The 17,246-nt window shown below is 71.4% G+C and carries 15 protein-coding genes; 2 read left to right on the top strand and 13 right to left on the bottom strand.

The features are described from left to right. Positions 1–4: 4 nt before the first annotated feature. From AB0J53_RS08990 to metH, 8 genes are all read right to left on the bottom strand, one after another. On the bottom strand, positions 5–1,030 hold the full coding sequence (locus AB0J53_RS08990) for a dipeptide ABC transporter ATP-binding protein (RefSeq protein WP_219514718.1): 1,026 nt from the start codon (positions 1,028–1,030) through the stop codon (positions 5–7). Next, entirely contained in the window at positions 1,027–2,052 is a 1,026-nt protein-coding gene (locus AB0J53_RS08985) for an ABC transporter ATP-binding protein (RefSeq protein ID WP_219514720.1), read from the bottom strand. The genes AB0J53_RS08990 and AB0J53_RS08985 overlap by 4 nt, the downstream gene beginning before the upstream one ends. Further along, a complete protein-coding gene (locus tag AB0J53_RS08980; protein ID WP_219514722.1) occupies positions 2,049–3,062 on the bottom strand; it encodes an ABC transporter permease in 1,014 nt (337 codons plus the stop codon). The genes AB0J53_RS08985 and AB0J53_RS08980 overlap by 4 nt, the downstream gene beginning before the upstream one ends. Positions 3,063–3,147: 85 nt before the next feature. Continuing rightward, positions 3,148–4,917 carry an ABC transporter substrate-binding protein gene (locus AB0J53_RS08975; RefSeq protein WP_364170229.1) on the bottom strand — a complete coding sequence of 590 codons (1,770 nt, stop codon included), beginning with the start codon at positions 4,915–4,917 and terminating at the stop codon, positions 3,148–3,150. Between the two features lie 46 nt (positions 4,918–4,963). Next, positions 4,964–5,956, bottom strand: coding sequence for an ABC transporter permease (locus AB0J53_RS08970; protein ID WP_364170226.1), 993 nt, complete (start codon positions 5,954–5,956; stop codon positions 4,964–4,966). 226 nt (positions 5,957–6,182) lie between these two features. After that, on the bottom strand, positions 6,183–6,665 hold the full coding sequence (locus tag AB0J53_RS08965; RefSeq protein WP_219514734.1) for a cellulose synthase: 483 nt from the start codon (positions 6,663–6,665) through the stop codon (positions 6,183–6,185). Positions 6,666–7,253: 588 nt separating this feature from the next. Next, positions 7,254–7,898, bottom strand: a complete 645-nt coding sequence (locus tag AB0J53_RS08960) for an HAD family phosphatase (RefSeq protein WP_364170223.1) — start codon at positions 7,896–7,898, stop codon at positions 7,254–7,256. Positions 7,899–8,153: 255 nt separating this feature from the next. Beyond that, positions 8,154–11,615 carry a methionine synthase gene (gene metH / locus AB0J53_RS08955; protein ID WP_364170221.1) on the bottom strand — a complete coding sequence of 1,154 codons (3,462 nt, stop codon included), beginning with the start codon at positions 11,613–11,615 and terminating at the stop codon, positions 8,154–8,156. Between the two features lie 143 nt (positions 11,616–11,758). On the opposite strand from metH, the gene AB0J53_RS08950 reads away from it, so the two are divergent. Further along, on the top strand, positions 11,759–12,613 hold the full coding sequence (locus AB0J53_RS08950) for a PAC2 family protein (protein WP_219519052.1): 855 nt from the start codon (positions 11,759–11,761) through the stop codon (positions 12,611–12,613). Between the two features lie 82 nt (positions 12,614–12,695). Here AB0J53_RS08950 and AB0J53_RS08945 read toward each other — a convergent pair whose 3' ends face one another. Both AB0J53_RS08945 and AB0J53_RS08940 read right to left on the bottom strand, forming a co-directional pair. Then, positions 12,696–13,550 (bottom strand): CbiX/SirB N-terminal domain-containing protein, encoded by an 855-nt coding sequence (locus AB0J53_RS08945; RefSeq protein WP_364170218.1) that lies wholly within the window; start codon positions 13,548–13,550, stop codon positions 12,696–12,698. Positions 13,551–13,572: 22 nt separating this feature from the next. Continuing rightward, on the bottom strand, positions 13,573–14,712 hold the full coding sequence (locus AB0J53_RS08940; RefSeq protein ID WP_364170215.1) for a uroporphyrinogen-III synthase: 1,140 nt from the start codon (positions 14,710–14,712) through the stop codon (positions 13,573–13,575). 238 nt (positions 14,713–14,950) lie between these two features. On the opposite strand from AB0J53_RS08940, the gene def reads away from it, so the two are divergent. Beyond that, positions 14,951–15,433 (top strand): peptide deformylase, encoded by a 483-nt coding sequence (def, locus tag AB0J53_RS08935; protein WP_308126248.1) that lies wholly within the window; start codon positions 14,951–14,953, stop codon positions 15,431–15,433. Here the strand turns inward: def and AB0J53_RS08930 are convergent. Genes AB0J53_RS08930 through AB0J53_RS08920 form a run of 3 tightly spaced genes read right to left on the bottom strand, consistent with a single transcriptional unit; the run spans position 15,369 to position 17,185 of the window. Beyond that, complete coding sequence (locus tag AB0J53_RS08930) at positions 15,369–15,662, bottom strand: WhiB family transcriptional regulator (RefSeq protein ID WP_364170212.1); 294 nt, start codon at positions 15,660–15,662, stop codon at positions 15,369–15,371. The genes def and AB0J53_RS08930 overlap by 65 nt on opposite strands. A 24-nt stretch (positions 15,663–15,686) precedes the next feature. Then, complete coding sequence (locus AB0J53_RS08925) at positions 15,687–16,607, bottom strand: glycosyltransferase (RefSeq protein WP_364170209.1); 921 nt, start codon at positions 16,605–16,607, stop codon at positions 15,687–15,689. Then, positions 16,604–17,185 carry an HAD-IIIA family hydrolase gene (locus tag AB0J53_RS08920; RefSeq protein WP_308126249.1) on the bottom strand — a complete coding sequence of 194 codons (582 nt, stop codon included), beginning with the start codon at positions 17,183–17,185 and terminating at the stop codon, positions 16,604–16,606. Before AB0J53_RS08920 ends, AB0J53_RS08925 begins: the two co-directional genes overlap by 4 nt. Positions 17,186–17,246: the final 61 nt, after the last annotated feature.

Below are 17,246 nucleotides of genomic sequence, written 5' to 3'. Positions count from 1 at the left end.
CGCGTCAGTCCTTGCCCGCCTCGCCGGCCGTGGCGGCGGCGACCGGGGCGTTCTCCGGGAAGTGGCAGGCGACGCTGTGGCCGCTCGCCAGCGTCTCCAGCGGCGGCTCCACGGTCTTGCAGATCTCCTGCGCCTTCCAGCAGCGGGTGTGGAAGCGGCAGGCGGGCGGCGGGTTGAGCGGGCTGGGCACGTCGCCCTTGAGCCGGATGCGCTCGCGCTCCTTGCGCGCCTTCGGGTCGGGCACCGGCACCGCCGACAGCAGCGCGTTGGTGTAGGGGTGCATGGGCGAGCTGTAGAGGCGCTTGCGATCGGCGATCTCCACGATCTTGCCCAGGTACATGACCGCGACCCGGTCACTGATGTGGCGCACCACCGACAGGTCGTGCGCGATCACCACGTAGGTGAGGTCGAGCTCCTTCTGCAGGTCTTCCAGCAGGTTGACGACCTGGGCCTGGATCGACACGTCCAGCGCCGAGACGGGCTCGTCGGCGATGATGAGCTTCGGCTTGAGCGCGAGCGTGCGGGCGATGCCGATGCGCTGGCGCTGGCCGCCGGAGAACTCGTGCGGGTAGCGGTTGTAGTGCTCGGGGTTGAGCCCGACCAGCGCCAGGATGTCCTGGACCGCCTTCTTGACGCCGTTCTCGGTGCGGACGCCCTGGATGCGGAACGGGGCGCCGACGATCGCGCCGACCGTGTGGCGGGGGTTCAGCGACGAGTAGGGATCCTGGAAGATCATCTGCATGTCGCGGCGCAGCGGGCGCAGCTTGCCCTGGCTCAGGTGGGTGATGTCGCGGCCCTCGAACTCGACCGAGCCGCCGGTCGGCTCCAGCAGGCGCGTGACGAGCCTGCCGGTGGTCGACTTGCCGCAGCCGGACTCCCCCACCAGGCCGAGCGTCTCGCCCTTGAACACGTCGAAGCTGATGCCGTCGACCGCCTTGACGGCGGCGACCTGCTTCTTGAACAGGCCCGCGGTGACGGGGAAGTGCTTCTCCACGTTCCTGACGGACAGAAGCGGCTCGTTCTCGCTCACTGGGTCTCCAGCACTGGCTTGATCTCGTTCTCCCACAGCGACCGCCGCTCCGTCCTGGGCATGTGACAGCGCACCAGGTGGCCGCGCTCGGTCGGCGCCAGGTCCGGCACCTCGGTGGACGCCCGCCCCTCGGTGCGGTCGGCGTACGGGCAGCGCGGGTGGAAGGCGCACCCGGGCGGCACGTTGATGAGGGACGGCGGCGAGCCCTTGATGGGCAGCAGCCGCTCGGTGGGCTCCCGGTCGAGGCGGGGCATCGAGCCCAGCAGCCCCCAGGTGTAGGGGTGCTCGGGGTTGTAGAAGATCTCGTCGGTCTTGCCGTACTCGACGCACTTGCCGCCGTACATGACGAGGATGTCGTCGGCCAGCTCCGCCACGACGCCGAGGTCGTGGGTGATGATGATGAGCGCGGAGTTGAACTCGCGCTGCAGGTCACGCATCAGGTCGAGGATCTGGGCCTGCACGGTGACGTCGAGCGCGGTGGTCGGCTCGTCGGCGATGAGCAGCTCGGGGTCGCACGACAGCGCCATGGCGATCATCGCGCGCTGGCGCATGCCGCCGGAGAACTCGTGCGGGTAGCTGTCGACGCGCTTGCCGGGCTCCGGGATGCCGACGCGGCCGAGCAGGTCGACGGCGTGCTTGCGCGCGACCTGCTTGCTGACGGCGTTGTGGATCCGGTACGCCTCGATGATCTGGTGGCCGACCGTGTAGTAGGGGTGCATGGACGACAGCGGATCCTGGAAGATCATCGCCATCTTCTTGCCGCGCAGCCCGCGCACCTGCTCGGCGGGGGCCGAGACGAGCTCCTCGCCGTCGAGCCAGATCTCGCCGGAGATCTTGGCCCGGCCGCCCTTGTGCAGGCCGAGGATGCCGAGGCTGGTCACGCTCTTGCCGGAGCCGGACTCGCCCACGATGCCGAGCGTCTGGCCGCGCTCCAGGCCGAAGGTGAGCCCGTCGACGGACTTGACGACGCCGTCGTCGGTCGGGAAATGGATCTTGAGATCCTTGACGTCCAGGAAGCTCACGACAACCTCACCCTCGGGTCGACCCAGGCGTAGAGCAGGTCGACGATCAGACTCGCGACCACGACGAAGCAGGCGGCGAACAACACCACGCCCATCACCTGCGGGAGGTCCTGGTTGCGGATGGCCAGGATGGCGAACTGGCCGAGCCCGGGCAGAGTATAGGTGGTCTCGGTGAGGACCGCGCCGCCGATGAGGAGGCCGAAGTCGATGCCGAAGAGGGTGAGGATCGGCGTCAGCGCGGCCCGCAGGCCGTGTTTGACGACGACGTCGCGTTCGCTCAGGCCCTTGGCCCTGGCGGTGCGCACGTAGTCCTCGCCCATGGTCTCCAGCATGCCGGCGCGGGTGAGCCGGGCGTAGGTGGCCGCGAACAGGAACGCCAGCGTGATCCAGGGAAGCAGCAGGTTGAAGGCCCACTGCGCCGGATTCTCGGTGAAGTCCGTCCACGAGCCGCCCGGTGGTGTCCAGCCCAGCCCGTAGCTGAAGACGACCAGCGAGAGCATGCCGGTGAAGAAGATCGGCAACGACACCCCGGCCAGCGCGGTGCCCATCGACAACCGGTCGAAGAAGGTGCCGCGCCGCAACGCGGAGATGACGCCCACGGACACGCCGCCCAGCACCCAGAGCAGGGCCGCGCCGATGGCCAGCGAGAACGTCACCGGCATCCGGTCCAGCAGGTCCGGCCACACGGGCTGGCCGGAGATGAAGGAGTAGCCGAAACAGGGCGCGGGGCACTGCTCGACCCCGGCGCCGTAGTCGTACTCGGCACCGGCGACAATGCCCTTGGCGAACCGGCCGTACTGGACGATGACCGGGTCGTAGAAGCCGAGCTTCTGCGCCACCAGGTGCACCGTCTCCGGTGTGGCCGCGCGGCCGACGTACCGGGAGGCCATCGCCTCGGGACTGGATCCGGCCCACTGCGGCACCACGAAGAAGATGCCGAAGGTGACCATGCTGATGACGATCAGCATGGCGATGGCGCCGATGAGTCGTCTGATGATGTATGTGAGCACCGCTGCCGGCCGGATGGCCTGCCCGTCGCCGGGCAGGCCATCCCTGCCTTCACCTGCCTTCGCTAGTTCCCCGAAGCCCGCCTGGTCACTCCACGCCGAGCAGGGCGTAGTCGTACTGGCTCTGGCCTTCGTTGTAGGCGAGGTTGGTCACGCCCTGGCCGCGCAGCAGCAGCGACTTGGCCCACACCACCGGGAGGATGGAGGCGTCCTCCATGACGGCCTTGTCGACGTCGACCCACAGCTTGTTGCGCTTGGTCTCGTCGAGCTCGACCTTGGCCTGGTCGATCAGGCCGTCGACCTTGTCGCTCTTGACGCTCAGGTTGTAGTTGCCCGCGGGGCGGATGGTGCGGCTGTCGACGATGGCCTGCATGAAGCCGTAGCCGTCAGGCCAGTCGGAGCCCCAGCCGTGGGCGGCGAGGCCGACGCCGTTCTTCTTGACGTAGTTGACGTTGCCGGCGTAGTCCGAGAAGTAGCTGGAGCCGGGGAAGCCCTTGAGCGTCAGCTTGATGCCGACCCGGGCCAGCGCCTGCTGCATCGACTCGGCCAGCGCCTTCTCGCGCGGACGGTCGGCACGGAAGGTCATCGTGGTGGAGAAGCCGTTCGGCTGGCCGCAGGCGGTCAGCGCGGCCTTGGCCTTCTCGACGTCGCCCTTGTTCTCCGGCGTCGCGTACAGGTCGAACTTCTCCTGGCCGACGATGGGCGGCGGCATCACGTTCGTGGCGATCTCGCCGCCGGCGACCTCGCCGCCGAAGGCGGTCTGGTTGGCGACGCGGTCGGCGGCCCACATGACGGCCTTGCGGCACTCGATGTTGTCCAGCGGCGGGGTCTCCGGGATCACCGAGACGAACCAGAGCCTCGGGATCGTCGGGTTGTCCGTGCGGGCCTTCAGCGCCGGGTCGGGCAGCACCTTGCCGAGAGCGGCCGGCTGCATGCCGGTGCCCTGGACGTCGAGGTGGATGTCACCGGAGATGAGCTGGTTGTCCACGTCGTCGGCGTTGACGTTGAGCTGGACCTCGATCTTGTCCGGCAGCGCCGGGCGGTTCGGGTCGGTCGCCGCGTCCCAGTTCTCGTTACGGACCAGGCTGAAGCGCTTGCCGGCCTCGTTCGTCTCGAACTTGTACGGGCCGGAGGAGATCACGTGCTCCTTGTACTTCGCGCCGGTGTCCTTGTCCTTGGGCACCGGGGCGGTCATCGGCATCTGCACGATGTAGTCGAAGGAGGCGAACGGCTCCTTCAGGTGGAAGACGACGGTGGAGTCGTCGGTCGCCTCGACGGCCGAGCTGTAGTCGGCGTCCGGGGTCTTGTAGACGCCCTTGAAGTCCTTCGGCCAGTCGAGCAGCTCGTTGAGGTAGGACGGGCCGTGCGGGAAGGTCTCCTTGTCGTACGACCGCGCCACCGCGTAGGCGACGTCCTTGGCCGTGATCGGAGTGCCGTCCTCGAACTTCAGACCACTCTTGATCTTGTACGTCCAGGTCTTGCCCTCGTCGCTCGGCTCGCCCAGCGCCTCGGCCAGGTCCGGGACGACCGTGTTGCTGTCCTTGCCGGGGCCCGTCTTGTACGTCGTCAGCGTCCGCCAGTAGTACCGGCCGAAGTTGAACGAGTAGCCGTAGTAGGTGTCAGCGGGGTCCAGGCTGTCCCAGTCTGCATAGTTCGCGACTTTCAGAGTGCCGCCCTTCTTGGTGGAAGGGTTGAACACCTCGGTGAGCGCGGCGTTGAACGCGGGTTGCGCGGCAGCGCCGGACGCCGACTGGGCGGGCTGCTGGGAATTGCTGCCGCCCCCTCCGCCGCCACAGGCGGAGAGCACCAGGGCCAGCGTCGCTGTCGCGGCCGCTGCCAGTGCGGATTTCCTTCTCATTGACTACCCCTTGTTAGTGGAGATGGGGATGGAGCAGGGCGAAGGGTCAGTGCGCCCGCGGGTCGAAGGCGTCCCGAAGGCCGTCGCCGAACAGGTTGAACGCCAGGACAGTGATGAAGATCGCCAAGCCGGGGAAGAGCACGAAGTGCGGCAGCGTGTAGAAGCGCACCGCCTCCGAGAGCATGCCGCCCCAGGTGGGGGTCGGCGGGTTGATGCCGACGCCCAGGAACGACAGCGCCGCCTCGAACAGGATGTTCGTCGGGATCAGCAGCGTCGCGTAGACCAGGATCGGCGCCATCAGGTTGGGGAGGATCTCGCGGAACAGGATGTAGCCGTTGCGCGCGCCCAGGCTCCGTGCCGCGTCGACGAACTCGCGCTCGCGCAGCGACAGCGTCTGGCCCCGGACGATGCGGCCGATGCTCGGCCAGCTGAAGAACCCGATGATGAACACGAGCATCGCGATGCGCAGCCCGTTGCCCTCCAGCCCGAACCCCTTGTCGGGGATGACGCCGGCCAGCGCGATGGCGAACACCAGCAGCGGGAAGGCGAGGAAGACGTCCATCAGGCGGCCGATGATCTGGTCGGCCCAGCCGCCGAAGTAGCCGGCGATCACGCCCATGACCGTGCCGATGACGACCGACACCAGCGTGGCCAGGATGCCGATGAGCAGCGAGATCCAGGCGCCGGCGACGATGCGGCTGAAGATGTCACGGCCGTTGACCGGCTCGACGCCGAGCAGGTATTCGCCGCTCATGCCGCCGAAGTCGCCCTTGGGCAGCAGCGTGCTCTGGTCGATCTGGTCCTGGTGGAACTCCAGGGGCGGATGGCCGAGCAGGCTGATGATGGGCGAGGAGAAGATCGCGACCAGGACGAGCAGGATCACGGTGATCCCGCCGGCCAGCGCCACCTTGTCACGGCGCAGCCGCATCCAGGCGATCCGGCTCAGGGAACGCCCCTGGACGGCCTTGCCCGCTCCCTCGAGCACGGACTCCGGGCGCGCCTCCGAGGCGGAGCCGGAAACGTCAAGCGGTGCGGTCATGCCGGATAGCCCCCTGATTTTCAGACGACGTTGTCTGCTCGTTCGCAATACAGACCGCTCGTCGCGACCTCAGGAGGCAGGATCTATGCCCTGAGCTGCGCTGACTAGTCCCTAGGACCGCAGTGTGGCTCAACTGTGATTCACGCGAAACTCATTCGTATTGATCTTGACGAGAATGTCAAGACCCCGTCCCGGTTGCGTCTCGGAACTGTGACACGGGAACCGCTCAGCTGATGCCCCGGCGTCGCAACAGGTCCTCGATGTCGGAGAAGTCGTCATCGCCCTTGGCGGCCTTCTTCTGCTCCACCGCCGGCTTCGCGGGCGCCGCCTGAGGCGCCTTCCCGGCCGCCGCGGGCGCCTGAGCTGCGGGAACCTTCTCCGCCTTGCCGCGCCCCGCGCCCTTCAGCTTGCGTCCGCGCATCACACCCGACGCCACGAACAGCACCACCGACAGCCCGGCCACCGCCACGCCCGCCCACACCATCGGATTGAACACCAGGCTCGTCACGAACCCCACGACCGTCGTGCCGATCGTCCACAACGCCTGGAGCGCCCCGGTCAGATAGGCGGCCAGCGGCAGCAGCGCCCACGCCGCCGTCCGCATGCCCGACGCCGCGCCGCGCCGCCGGAACGCCAAGAAGCTCAGGAACAGCCCGGCGAGGGTCAGCCCGGTGCAGAGCGGGAACCATGCGATCGTTTCGAAAGGCATTCGGGGCCACCTCCGTCGTCGGTTACCTCTCCATCCTGGCACGCGATATGGCGCGTGTTCCTCCTCCCCGAGAACCACCCGACCCTTAGGGGACGAACCACCCGCCCGTCCGGGACCGGCCCCCTATCGTCACCCAACCGCCCCGATCCCGCCAGCCCACCCCTTTCGGGCCGGGCGCCCGTGGGTGCCTCTTCCCGCGGGGTGCCACCGGACCAGAGCGCCACCTCGCGGGAGCACCCCGCGAGACGACCCGTGGAGGGCGCGCCTCGCGGCGGCCCTTCCCGGGAGGCGCCGTCTGCCGGCGGGCGGGGCCTCCGCAGGCGGAGGTGGCCGTTCATACGGGGTGGCCGTTCACGCGGGGTGGCCGTTCACGCGGGGTGGCCGTTCACGCGGGGTGGCCGTTCACGCCGGGTGGCCGTTCACGCGGGGTGGCCGTTCACGCGGGGTGGCCGTCGCGGAAGGCGTCCGGCGGGACGCCTTCCGGATGAGGGTCCGGGCTTCTCGGCGGTGTGGGGCTTATCGGGCGTCTCGCCGTACGGGCGCGGCCTCGTACGGCGTTGTGCGGCCCTCAGGAGGACGGGAGCGGGGTCAGGCGGGGATGAGGGCGCGCAGGTCGGCGGGGGTGACTTCGGTCAGGGAGGAGACGACCAGGCGGCCCGGCGCCGGGTCGATGGGCAGCAGGCTGGGCACCGCGACCACCGCGCACCCGGCGGCCGTGCCGGCGGCGACGCCGTTGGGCGAGTCCTCCAGCACCACGCAGCGCACCGGCTCCACCCCGAGCAGGCGGGCGGCCGCCAGGTACGGCTCCGGGTCGGGCTTGGTGCGGGTCACGTCGTCGGCCGTCACGATCGCGTCGAACCGGTCGCGGCCCACGGCCTTCAGCACCGCGTCCGCGATCTCCCGCAGCGACGAGGTCACCAGCGCCACCGGCACGCCCTCGTCCCGCAGCGCGTCGAGCAGCTCGGAGGCGCCCGGCATGACCTCGACGCCGCCGTTCAGCGTCGTGACCATCCCGCTGACCATCCACTCGCGCACGGTCGCCTCGGAGGCGTCCGAGCCGGACACGGCCAGCATGTACTCCACGGTGCGCTCCATGGAACCGCCGACGAGGTGCGTCTGGTGCTCCGGCGACCACTCGCCGCCGAGCCGCGCCATCACGCCGGTCTCGATCTCCAGCCACACCTTCTCGGTGTCGACGAGCAGACCGTCCATGTCGAAGAAGACCGCTTCCACACATCCCCCGTTCCAACGAAAAGGCGGCGTCGCCGCCGCTTCACAACGCCTTCCACCGTAGGCGGTCCCGCCCCAAGGGGGGCGGCATATCGCCCATCCGACGGCATATCCCCAGATGTCGTACGGGCCCCGTACCAGCGGAAACCGACCCGCCCCGGAGGACGCCGGCAGAGCGCCGGACGGCTTCGGGGCGGGGCGGATCGGGCGGGGCGGGACGGGCGGGGCGGCCGGGCAGGGCGCGGCCGCCCGCTTCCGTCAGACGTTGAAGTACTTGGCCTCCGGGTGGTGGGCGACCAGGGCGGAGGTGGCCTGCTCGGGGTGGAGCTGGAACTCCTCCGACAGCGTGACCCCGATGCGCTCCGGGTCGAGCAGCTGGAAGAGCTGGACCTGGTCCTCCAGGTTGGGGCAGGCGGGATAGCCGAAGGAGTAGCGGCAGCCCTGGATGTTGACCTTGAGCATGTCGTCCAGCGACTCGTCGCCGCCGATCCGCCACTCGGAGCGGACCCGGGCGTGCCAGTATTCGGCCAGCGCCTCGGTGAGCTGCACCGACAGGCCGTGCAGCTCCAGGTAGTCGCGGTAGGCGTCCTTGGCGAACAGCTCGGCCGTGGCCTCGGAGATCTTGCCGCCCATGGTGGCGATCTGGAAGCCGACGACGTCGACCTCGCCGGAGTCCTTGCCGCGGAAGAAGTCGGACAGGCACAGGTGCCGGTCGCGGCGCTGGCGCGGGAAGGTGAAGCGGGTGCGCTCGTCGCCCTTGTCGTCGAGGATGATCAGGGAGTCGCCGTCGCTCACGCACGGGAAGTAGCCGTAGACGACGGCCGCCTCCAGCAGGCCCTCAGTCTGCAGGCGCTCCAGCCACATGCGCAGCCGGGGCCGCCCCTCGGTCTCGACGAGCTCCTCGTAGCCGGGGCCGTCGCCGCCCCGGGTGGGCTTGAGACCCCACTGGCCGAGGAACAGCGCACGCTCGTCGAGGAAGGAGGCGTAGTCGGCGAGCGGGATGCCCTTGACGATGCGGTCGCCGTGGAAGGGCGGCGTGGGCACCGGGTTGTCGGCGGCCACGTCGGAGCGGGAGGGCAGCGCCTCGACGGGGGTGCGGTCGAGGACGGCGCCGGTCTTGACGCGGCGCTCGCGCAGCGGCGGCAGGGTGGCGCCCTCGACGCCGCGCTTGACGGCCATGAAGGCGTCCATCAGCCGCAGGCCCTCGAAGGCGTCGCGGGCGTAGCGGACCTCGCCGGGGAACAGCTCGGCCAGGTCCTGCTCGACGTAGGCGCGGGTGAGGGCGGCGCCGCCGAGCAGCACCGGGTAGCGGTCGGACAGGCCCCTGGACTTCATCTCCTCCAGGTTCTCCTTCATCACGACCGTCGACTTGACCAGCAGGCCGGACATGCCGATGACGTCGGCCCGCTGCTCGTCGGCGGCCTCCAGGATGGCGGAGACGGGCTGCTTGATGCCGAGGTTGACGACCTCGTAGCCGTTGTTGGACAGGATGATGTCGACGAGGTTCTTGCCGATGTCGTGCACGTCGCCCTTGACGGTGGCGAGCACGATGCGGCCCTTGGTCTCGCCCTCGACCCGGTCCATGTGCGGCTCGAGGTAGGCGACGGCGTTCTTCATCACCTCGGCCGACTGCAGCACGAACGGCAGCTGCATCTGGCCGGAGCCGAACAGCTCGCCGACCGTCTTCATGCCGTCGAGCAGCACGTCGTTGATGATCTCCAGCGCGGGCCGCTGGGCCAGGCCCTCGTCGAGGTCGGCCTCCAGGCCCTTCTTCTCGCCGTCGATGATGCGCCGCTTGAGCCGCTCCCACAGGGGCAGCGCGGCCAGCTCCTCGGCCTTGCCGGCGCGCATCGCGGCGGCGTCGACGCCCTCGAACAGGTCCATGAACCGCTGCAGCGGGTCGTAGCCCTCGCGGCGCCGGTCGTAGACCATGTCGAGGGCGACCTGGCGCTGCTCGTCGGGGATGCGCGCCATCGGCAGGATCTTGGAGGCGTGGACGATGGCGGAGTCGAGCCCGGCGTTGACGCACTCGTTGAGGAAGACCGAGTTGAGCACCATGCGGGCGGCCGGGTTGAGGCCGAAGGAGATGTTGGACAGGCCGAGCGTGGTCTGCACGCCTGGGTAGCGGCGCTTGAGCTCGCGGATGGCCTCGATGGTCTCCAGCCCGTCGCGCCTGGTCTCCTCCTGGCCGGTGGCGATGGGGAAGGTGAGGCAGTCGACGATGATGTCCTCGACCCTCATCCCCCAGTTGCCGGTCAGGTCCTCGATCAGGCGGGTGGCGACGCGCACCTTCCACTCGGCGGTGCGGGCCTGGCCCTCCTCGTCGATGGTGAGGGCGACGACGGCGGCGCCGTGCTCGCGGACCAGGCGCATGATGCGCTGGAAGCGGGAGTCGGGGCCGGTGCCGTCCTCGTAGTTGACGGAGTTGACGACGGCGCGCCCGCCGAGCATCTCCAGACCCGCGCGGATCACCTCGGACTCGGTCGAGTCGATCATGATCGGCAGGGTCGAGGCGGTGGCGAGCCGGAAGGCGAGCTCCTTCATGTCGGCGACGCCGTCGCGGCCGACGTAGTCGACGCACAGGTCGAGCATGTGCGCGCCGCCACGGGCCTGGTCGCGGGCGGTCTCGACGCAGTCGTCCCAGCGGCCTTCGAGCATGGCCTCGCGGAAGGCCTTGGAGCCGTTGGTGTTGCAGCGCTCGCCCACGGCCAGGTAGGAGGTGTCCTGCCGGAACGGGACGGACTGGTAGAGGGAGGACGCGGCGGGCTCGGGGTGCGGGCGGCGGGCGGCGATGTCCCGGCCGCGCACGGTCTCGACGACCTGGCGCAGGTGCTCGGGGGTGGTGCCGCAGCAGCCGCCGACGAGCGACAGGCCGTAGTCGCGGGAGAAGGTGTCGTGGGCGCCGGCGAGCTCGCCGGCGCTCAGCGGGTAGTAGGCGCCGTCGGCGGTCAGCACCGGCAGGCCCGCGTTGGGCATGCAGGACAGCCGCAGCCGCGAGTGGCGGGCCAGGTAGCGCAGGTGCTCGCTCATCTCGGCGGGGCCGGTGGCGCAGTTGAGGCCGATGACGTCGACGCCGAGCGGCTCGATGGCGGTGAGCGCGGCGCCGATCTCCGAGCCGAGCAGCATGGCGCCGTTGGTCTCGATCGTCACCTGGGCGATGACCGGCACGTCGCGGCCGGCCGCCTCGATGGCCCGCTTGGCGCCCACGACGGCGGCCTTGACCTGGAGCAGGTCCTGGCAGGTCTCGATGATGAGCGCGTCGGCGCCGCCGGCGATCAGGCCGGCCGCGTTGTCGCGGTAGGCGTCGCGCAGCGTCGAGTAGGGCAGGTGGCCCAGCGTGGGGAGCTTGGTGCCGGGGCCCATGGAGCCCAGCACGAAGCGCGGGTGCTCCGGCGTGGACCAGTGGTCGGCGCGCTCGCGCGCGATGCGGGCGCCGGCCTCGGAGTATTCGTAGACGCGGGCGCCGATGTCGTACTCGCCGAGCGCGCTCAGGTTGGCGCCGAAGGTGTTGGTCTCGACGCAGTCGACGCCCACCGCGAAGTAGGCGTCGTGGACGCCGGCGACGATGTCGGGCCGGGTGACGTTGAGCACCTCGTTGCAGCCCTCGTGGCCCTGGAAGTCGTCGAGCGTCGGGTCCTGCGCCTGCAGCATCGTCCCCATGGCGCCGTCGGCGACGACCACGCGCTGGGACAGCACATCACGGAAGGAGGAGATGCTCATGGTCCAAGACTATCGGCTGTGCCCGCGCGGATTTTCCTGCGGGATGCCCCTCAGGGCACGCGGCGCTGATCACGCTTACCGAGTGACATGAACGGGCCCCCACCGCATAGGCTTAGCGGGATGGCGGAGACAGGAGGCGACACGTGATCGAGCTCGAAGGGCTCCCCGAGCTCGTCGACCCGGTGCTCATTGCCGCGTTCGAGGGGTGGAACGACGCGGGCGAGGCTTCGAGCGGTGTGATCGCCCATCTCGAGTCCGCGTGGAAGGCCGAGCCGCTGGCCGAGCTCGACCCGGACGACTACTACGACTTCCAGGTCACCCGTCCCGTCGTGGAGATGGGCGAGGGCCTGACGCGGTCGATCGTGTGGCCGACGACCCGCCTGCTGCGCGCCCGGCCGCCGGGCAGCGAGCGTGACGTGGTGCTGCTGCGCGGCATCGAGCCCAACATGCGCTGGCGCGCGTTCTGCGCCGACATCGTGGAGGTCTGCCGCGAGCTGGGGGTGGAGCTGGCCGTGATGCTGGGGGCGCTGCTCAACGACTCCCCCCACACGCGGCCGGTGCCGATCCTGGGCGGGGCCACCGACGAGGCGCTGGCCCGCTCGACCAACCTGGAGCTGAGCCGCTACGAGGGCCCGACGGGCATCGTGGGGGTGCTGCAGCACGCGTTCGGCGAGGCGGGGCTGGGCGCGATCACGCTGTGGGCGTCGGTGCCGCACTACGTGGCCCAGCCGCCCAACCCGAAGGCCACGCTGGCGCTGCTGCGCCGCCTGGAGGACGTGCTGGAGATCCCGATGCCGCTGGGCGACCTCGACGAGGAGGCCCGCGCCTGGGAGCACGGCGTCGACGAGCTCGCCTCGCAGGACAGCGAGGTGGCCGAGTACGTCAAGGAGCTGGAGGAGCGCAAGGACGCGGCGGAGCTGCCGGAGGCGAGCGGTGACGCGATCGCCGCCGAGTTCGAGCGCTACCTGCGGCGCCGCGACCGCGACACGGACTCCTGATCCGTACGACCTCCCGTACGGCCTCCCGTCTGCTGCGGGGCCGGCACCCGCGGTGGCTGCCGGCCGGGTGGGTCCACCGGGCCTACATCGAGCCGGTCGCCGGCGCGTACGGCGTGCCCGGCCGGGACGCGAGCGCCGGGGAGACCGCCCGGGAGCCGGGGCCGTCCGGCCGGGCGCGTACGGCGGCGTCGTAGCGGAGCCAGACGAGGTCGGCCACGCCGGGGGCGGGGCCGAGCGGGGCGCTGACCACGTCCGCGCCCGAGTCGCGCAGCCGGGCGTGGAAGAACCCGGGGGCCAGCAGGTAGGAGGCGACGGCGACGCGCGGTGAGCGGGCGCGGGCGAGCGCCTCGCCCAGCGACGGGGAGCCACTGGAGACGAACGCGGCGGTGACGGGCCGCGCCAGGCGCGCGCTGAGGAGGCGGGCGGCGGCGCGGACGTCGGCGAGCCCGGCCGGGTCGGACGAGCCGGCCGCGCCGAGGACGACCGCGTCGCCGGCGCGCAGGCCCGCCTGCGCCAGGCGGGCGGCCAGGGCGGCGGTGAGCAGGTCGTGCGGGCCCAGCCGGTCGGCCACGACGGCGCCGGGGCGGTGTGCGGCGACGACGGCGGGCAGGTCGACGTGCAGGTGGTAGCCGCCGGCGAGAAGCAGCGGGACGACGACGACCGGGCCGGGCGCGGCGGCCAGCACGGCCGGGAGCGGCGGGGAGCTGATCTCCAGGTAGGCGAGCTCGACGCGGACGCCGGGCCGGGCCCGCCGCACGGCCCCGGCCAGCGCCGCCAGGGTCCGCTCCCCCTCCCGGCTACGCGTCCCGTGCGCGGCCAGCACGAGCGAAGGGGGCGCCGGCCTGCCGCTCAGCGGAAGCGAAGGGGGCGTCGGCCTGCCGCTCAGCGGAAGCGAGGGGGTCGCCGGTCTGCCGGTCGGCGGGGGTGCGGGGGTCATGGGCCTGCCTTACGGGTGCGGGTCATGGGGCGGGATCGTAGGCGCAGGCCAGGCGGTAGCCGCGTTTGACGACCGTCTCGACGATGCCGCCGGGGCCGAGGGCGCGGCGCAGGCGGGTGACGGCCATCTCGACGGCGTGCTCGGCCGACTCCTTGGCGGCGCTGCCCGGCAGCACGGTGCGCAGGTCGGCGCGGGAGACGACGTGGCCGGGCTTGGCGGCCAGGCGTTTGAGCACGGCCATCGGGGCGGGCGGCAGCGGCCTGAGCTCGCCGTCGACGACGGCCGCGTGGCCGCGGATCTCCACCCGGTGCCCACCGGCGTCCAGGCGGGTGACGGCGTGCTCCGGCAGGTGCCTGGCCAGGGCGCGGGCCAGCGCGCCGAGCCGGGAGCGGTCGGGCTGCAGCGTGGGGACGCCGCGCTCGGTCAGCGGCGCGGCGGTGACGGGCCCGACGCAAGCGGCCACGACGGGCCCGGCGAACGCGGCCAGCAGCCCCTCCTCCAGCCCGTCGGCCCGGGCCGCGCCGAGTATGGCGTGCACGGCGGGCGCGCTGGTGAAGGCGACGGCGTCGACCGCGCCGGAGACGGCCTGGCTGATGAGGCGGCGCAGCGGCGACGGGTCGCGGTAGGGCAGCCACCGGTAGACGGGGATCTCGATCACCTCGGCCCCGGCGGCGCGCAGGGCGTCGGCGAAGCCGGTGAGGGGCTCGCCGTGCTGCTGCACCGCGATGCGGCGGCCGCGCAGGTCCTGGGCGAGCAGGTGGTCCTTCACCTCGTCGCAGGACTCGGCGGGCGCGGTCCAGTGGTCGTTCAGCCCGGCGGCGCGGACGGCTCCCCTGGCCTTGGGGCCGCGGGTGAGCAGCCTGGCGTGTGACAGGTGCTCGGCCAGGTCGCCGGAGAGCCCCCAGCCCTCGGCGGCGGCCATCCAGCCGCGGAAGCCGACCCCGGTGGTGATCACCACGTCGTGGAGCGGTCCGTCCAGGGTGAGGCGGGTGGCGGCGAGCAGGTCGGCGTCCTCGGCGAGCGGCACGAGCCTGATCGCGGGGGCGCTCAGCACGCGGGCGCCGCGCCGTTCGAGCAGCGCGCCGAACTCCTCGCGCCGCCGGGTGGCGGTGACGCCGACGGTGAAGCCCGCCAGCGCGTCGGGCGCGGTCTCCAGGATCATGCGGGCACCTCGCCGGCGGGGCGGGGCATCACACGGGTGAGAGCCGATGGTGAAATCACGTCTTCGATCCTGCGATCGGGGCGTTTCGGCACTGTTACCGCCGTGCTAAAAGCACTGTTACCGCCGGGGCCGTGCGGGGCTGTCACCGTGGTGCCACAAGCCCGGATCCGCGTGGTTGGCGGGGCTCGCGCCGGGGAAACCCCTTGGGAGTGCGACGCGACGTATCGGGGAGTTTCGGGTGACGGTGCCTATCCGGATGTTCGGCGACCCGGCGCTGCGCGTGGTGTCGGAGCCGGTGAAGGACTTCGACCGCGAGCTGCGCAAGCTGGTCAAGTCCCTGACGGCGACGCTGCGTGCCGGTCAGGGCCGGGCCGGGCTGGCCGCTCCTCAGCTCGGGGTGCCGCTGCGCGTGCTGGTCTACGCCTATGACGGCGCGCAGGGCCATCTGGTCAATCCGAGGCTGGAGCTGTCGGAGCGCCGGATCACGGCGGACGAGGCGTGCCTGTCGGCGCCGGGCGTGTGGTGGCCGCTGGAGCGGGCGTACATGGTGACGGCGCGCGGCCGTGACATGTTCGGCAAGCCGGTGACCGTGCGCGCGCTCGGGGTGCTGGCCCGGGTCATGCAGCACGAGGTCGACCATCTCGACGGGGTGTTGTTCAGCGACCACCTCGAAGAGGACGAGCGGGCGCGGTTCCTGGCGGCGGCAACGCCTTCGGGATGAGGGCCCGCCGCTGGTCGGGGTCGGTGCCGCCCCAGACGCCGTGCGCCTGGCGGCTGCTGATCGCGTAGTCGAGGCACGGTCTGCGCACGGGGCAGCCGCGGCAGATCGCCTTGGCGCGTTCCACCTGCGAGCGGCCGGGGCCCTGGTGCGAGATCGGGAAGAACAGCTCAGGGTCCAGGTCCAGGCAGGCTGCCCTGCGTGACCATTCGAGCGTCGTCGTCATGCTCATCGCGCCTACCCAGGCGAAATCGGGTCATACCTCTTCGAGCAGCTGGTCCCAGTCACGCAGGAACCTGTCGAGCCCGTACCGGGACAGGGCGGCGGCGCGGGCGGCCTTGCCCGCCTGCGCGGCCCGCTCGGGGTCGTCGGCGAAGCCCCTGAGGGCGTCGGCGAGCACGTCCACGCGGGTGGAGACGACGCCCGCCTCCGGCGGCACCGCCTCGACGGCCTCGGTGGCGGCCAGCGCCACGACGGGCATGCCGAGCGTCATCGCCTCGATCAGCGCCAGCCCGAGCGAGGTCCAGCGGTAGGGGTGCAGGTAGACGCGCCGCCGCGCCAGCTCGGCGTGCATGGCGTGCTGCGGCAGGTCCTCGTACGTGCCGTAGGGCAGGCCGTCGACCTTCATGCCGAACAGGTCGAGCGGCGCCGCGGCGGCGAAGCGCGGCAGCAGGTCGGTCCCGGCGACGCGGGTGCGCCGTACGGGTTCGTTGACCACGACGCCGGCCCGGCGCAGCTCGCCGGTGTAGAGGTGGCCGGGGTCGGGCACGCCATGCTCGATCACCCGGGTGGGCGCCCGGCCGTTGTCCCAGAACAGCTCGTTGAAGTACGTGACGTGCACCAGCGGGATGTCGTCGCGCCCGGCCAGCGGGTGCCGCGTCTCGGGCACGTCGCCCTTGGGCGTGTTGTGCTCGACGTAGACGCCGGGCAGGTCGCGGCCGAGCCATTCGCGGGCCAGCTCCGGCTCGTGCGGCCGCTGGTAGACGACCAGGTCGATCGGCTCGTCGCGGAGCCGGTCCCAGGGCACCTCGCGGGCGGCGGCGGGCCAGTCGTAGGTCGCCGCCCGCCCCCGGCCGTCGGGACCACGGCCGGGGACGAGCGGGATGACGTAGTCGTGGCGGCCCCGGACGAACGCGGTCGTCCACGAGCCGTGCACGTGCCAGAGCAGGATCCTCACCAGTGGCTCCAGTCCACGTGGCGGGCGTCCTGGCCGGCGGCGACGGTGACGGTGTCGCTCAGCACGCGGTCGGCGACGTCGATGAGGTCGGCGGCCACCTCGGCGGCCCGGTCGATCTCCTCCTGGAGGGTCAGCGCCGTGGGCACCATGATGCCGCGGGCGCCCGCCGCCCTGGCGGCCTCCATGTCCCTGCCGATGTCGCCGACGACGACGCAGTCGCGCGGGCTCACGTCGAGCACCGCGGCCGCCCTGATCACCAGGCCGGGCGCGGGTTTGCGGCAGGTGCAGCCGTCGCCGTCGTCGTGCACGCAGATCGCCCACGCGTCGAACGGCCCGAGCAGCTCCTCCACGCGGGCGTTCACCTGCTCCATCTCGTCGGCCGTCAGCAGGCCCTTGGCCACGCCCGACTGGTTGGTCACGACCGCCACCGGCACGTCGGCGCGCCGCAGCCTGCCGAGAGCTTCCAGCGCGCCCGGCATCGGGATCACCCGGGCCGGGTCGCCGTTGTACGGGACGTCCCTGATCAGGGTCCCGTCACGGTCGAAGAGCACGGCCCCGGGACGTCGTTGTTCGAACACTGCCCACCTCCGTCGCGTGCCTCGCCGCTACCCGGCCGCATGTCCGGCAAACAACTACTTA

Origin of the sequence: Nonomuraea sp. NPDC049725, from assembly GCF_040674795.1 — a bacterium.
Classification (GTDB): domain Bacteria; phylum Actinomycetota; class Actinomycetes; order Streptosporangiales; family Streptosporangiaceae; genus Nonomuraea; species Nonomuraea ceibae.
The sequence above is the reverse complement of the archived record's forward strand: the minus strand, read 5'-3'. Positions and strand labels throughout refer to the sequence as shown.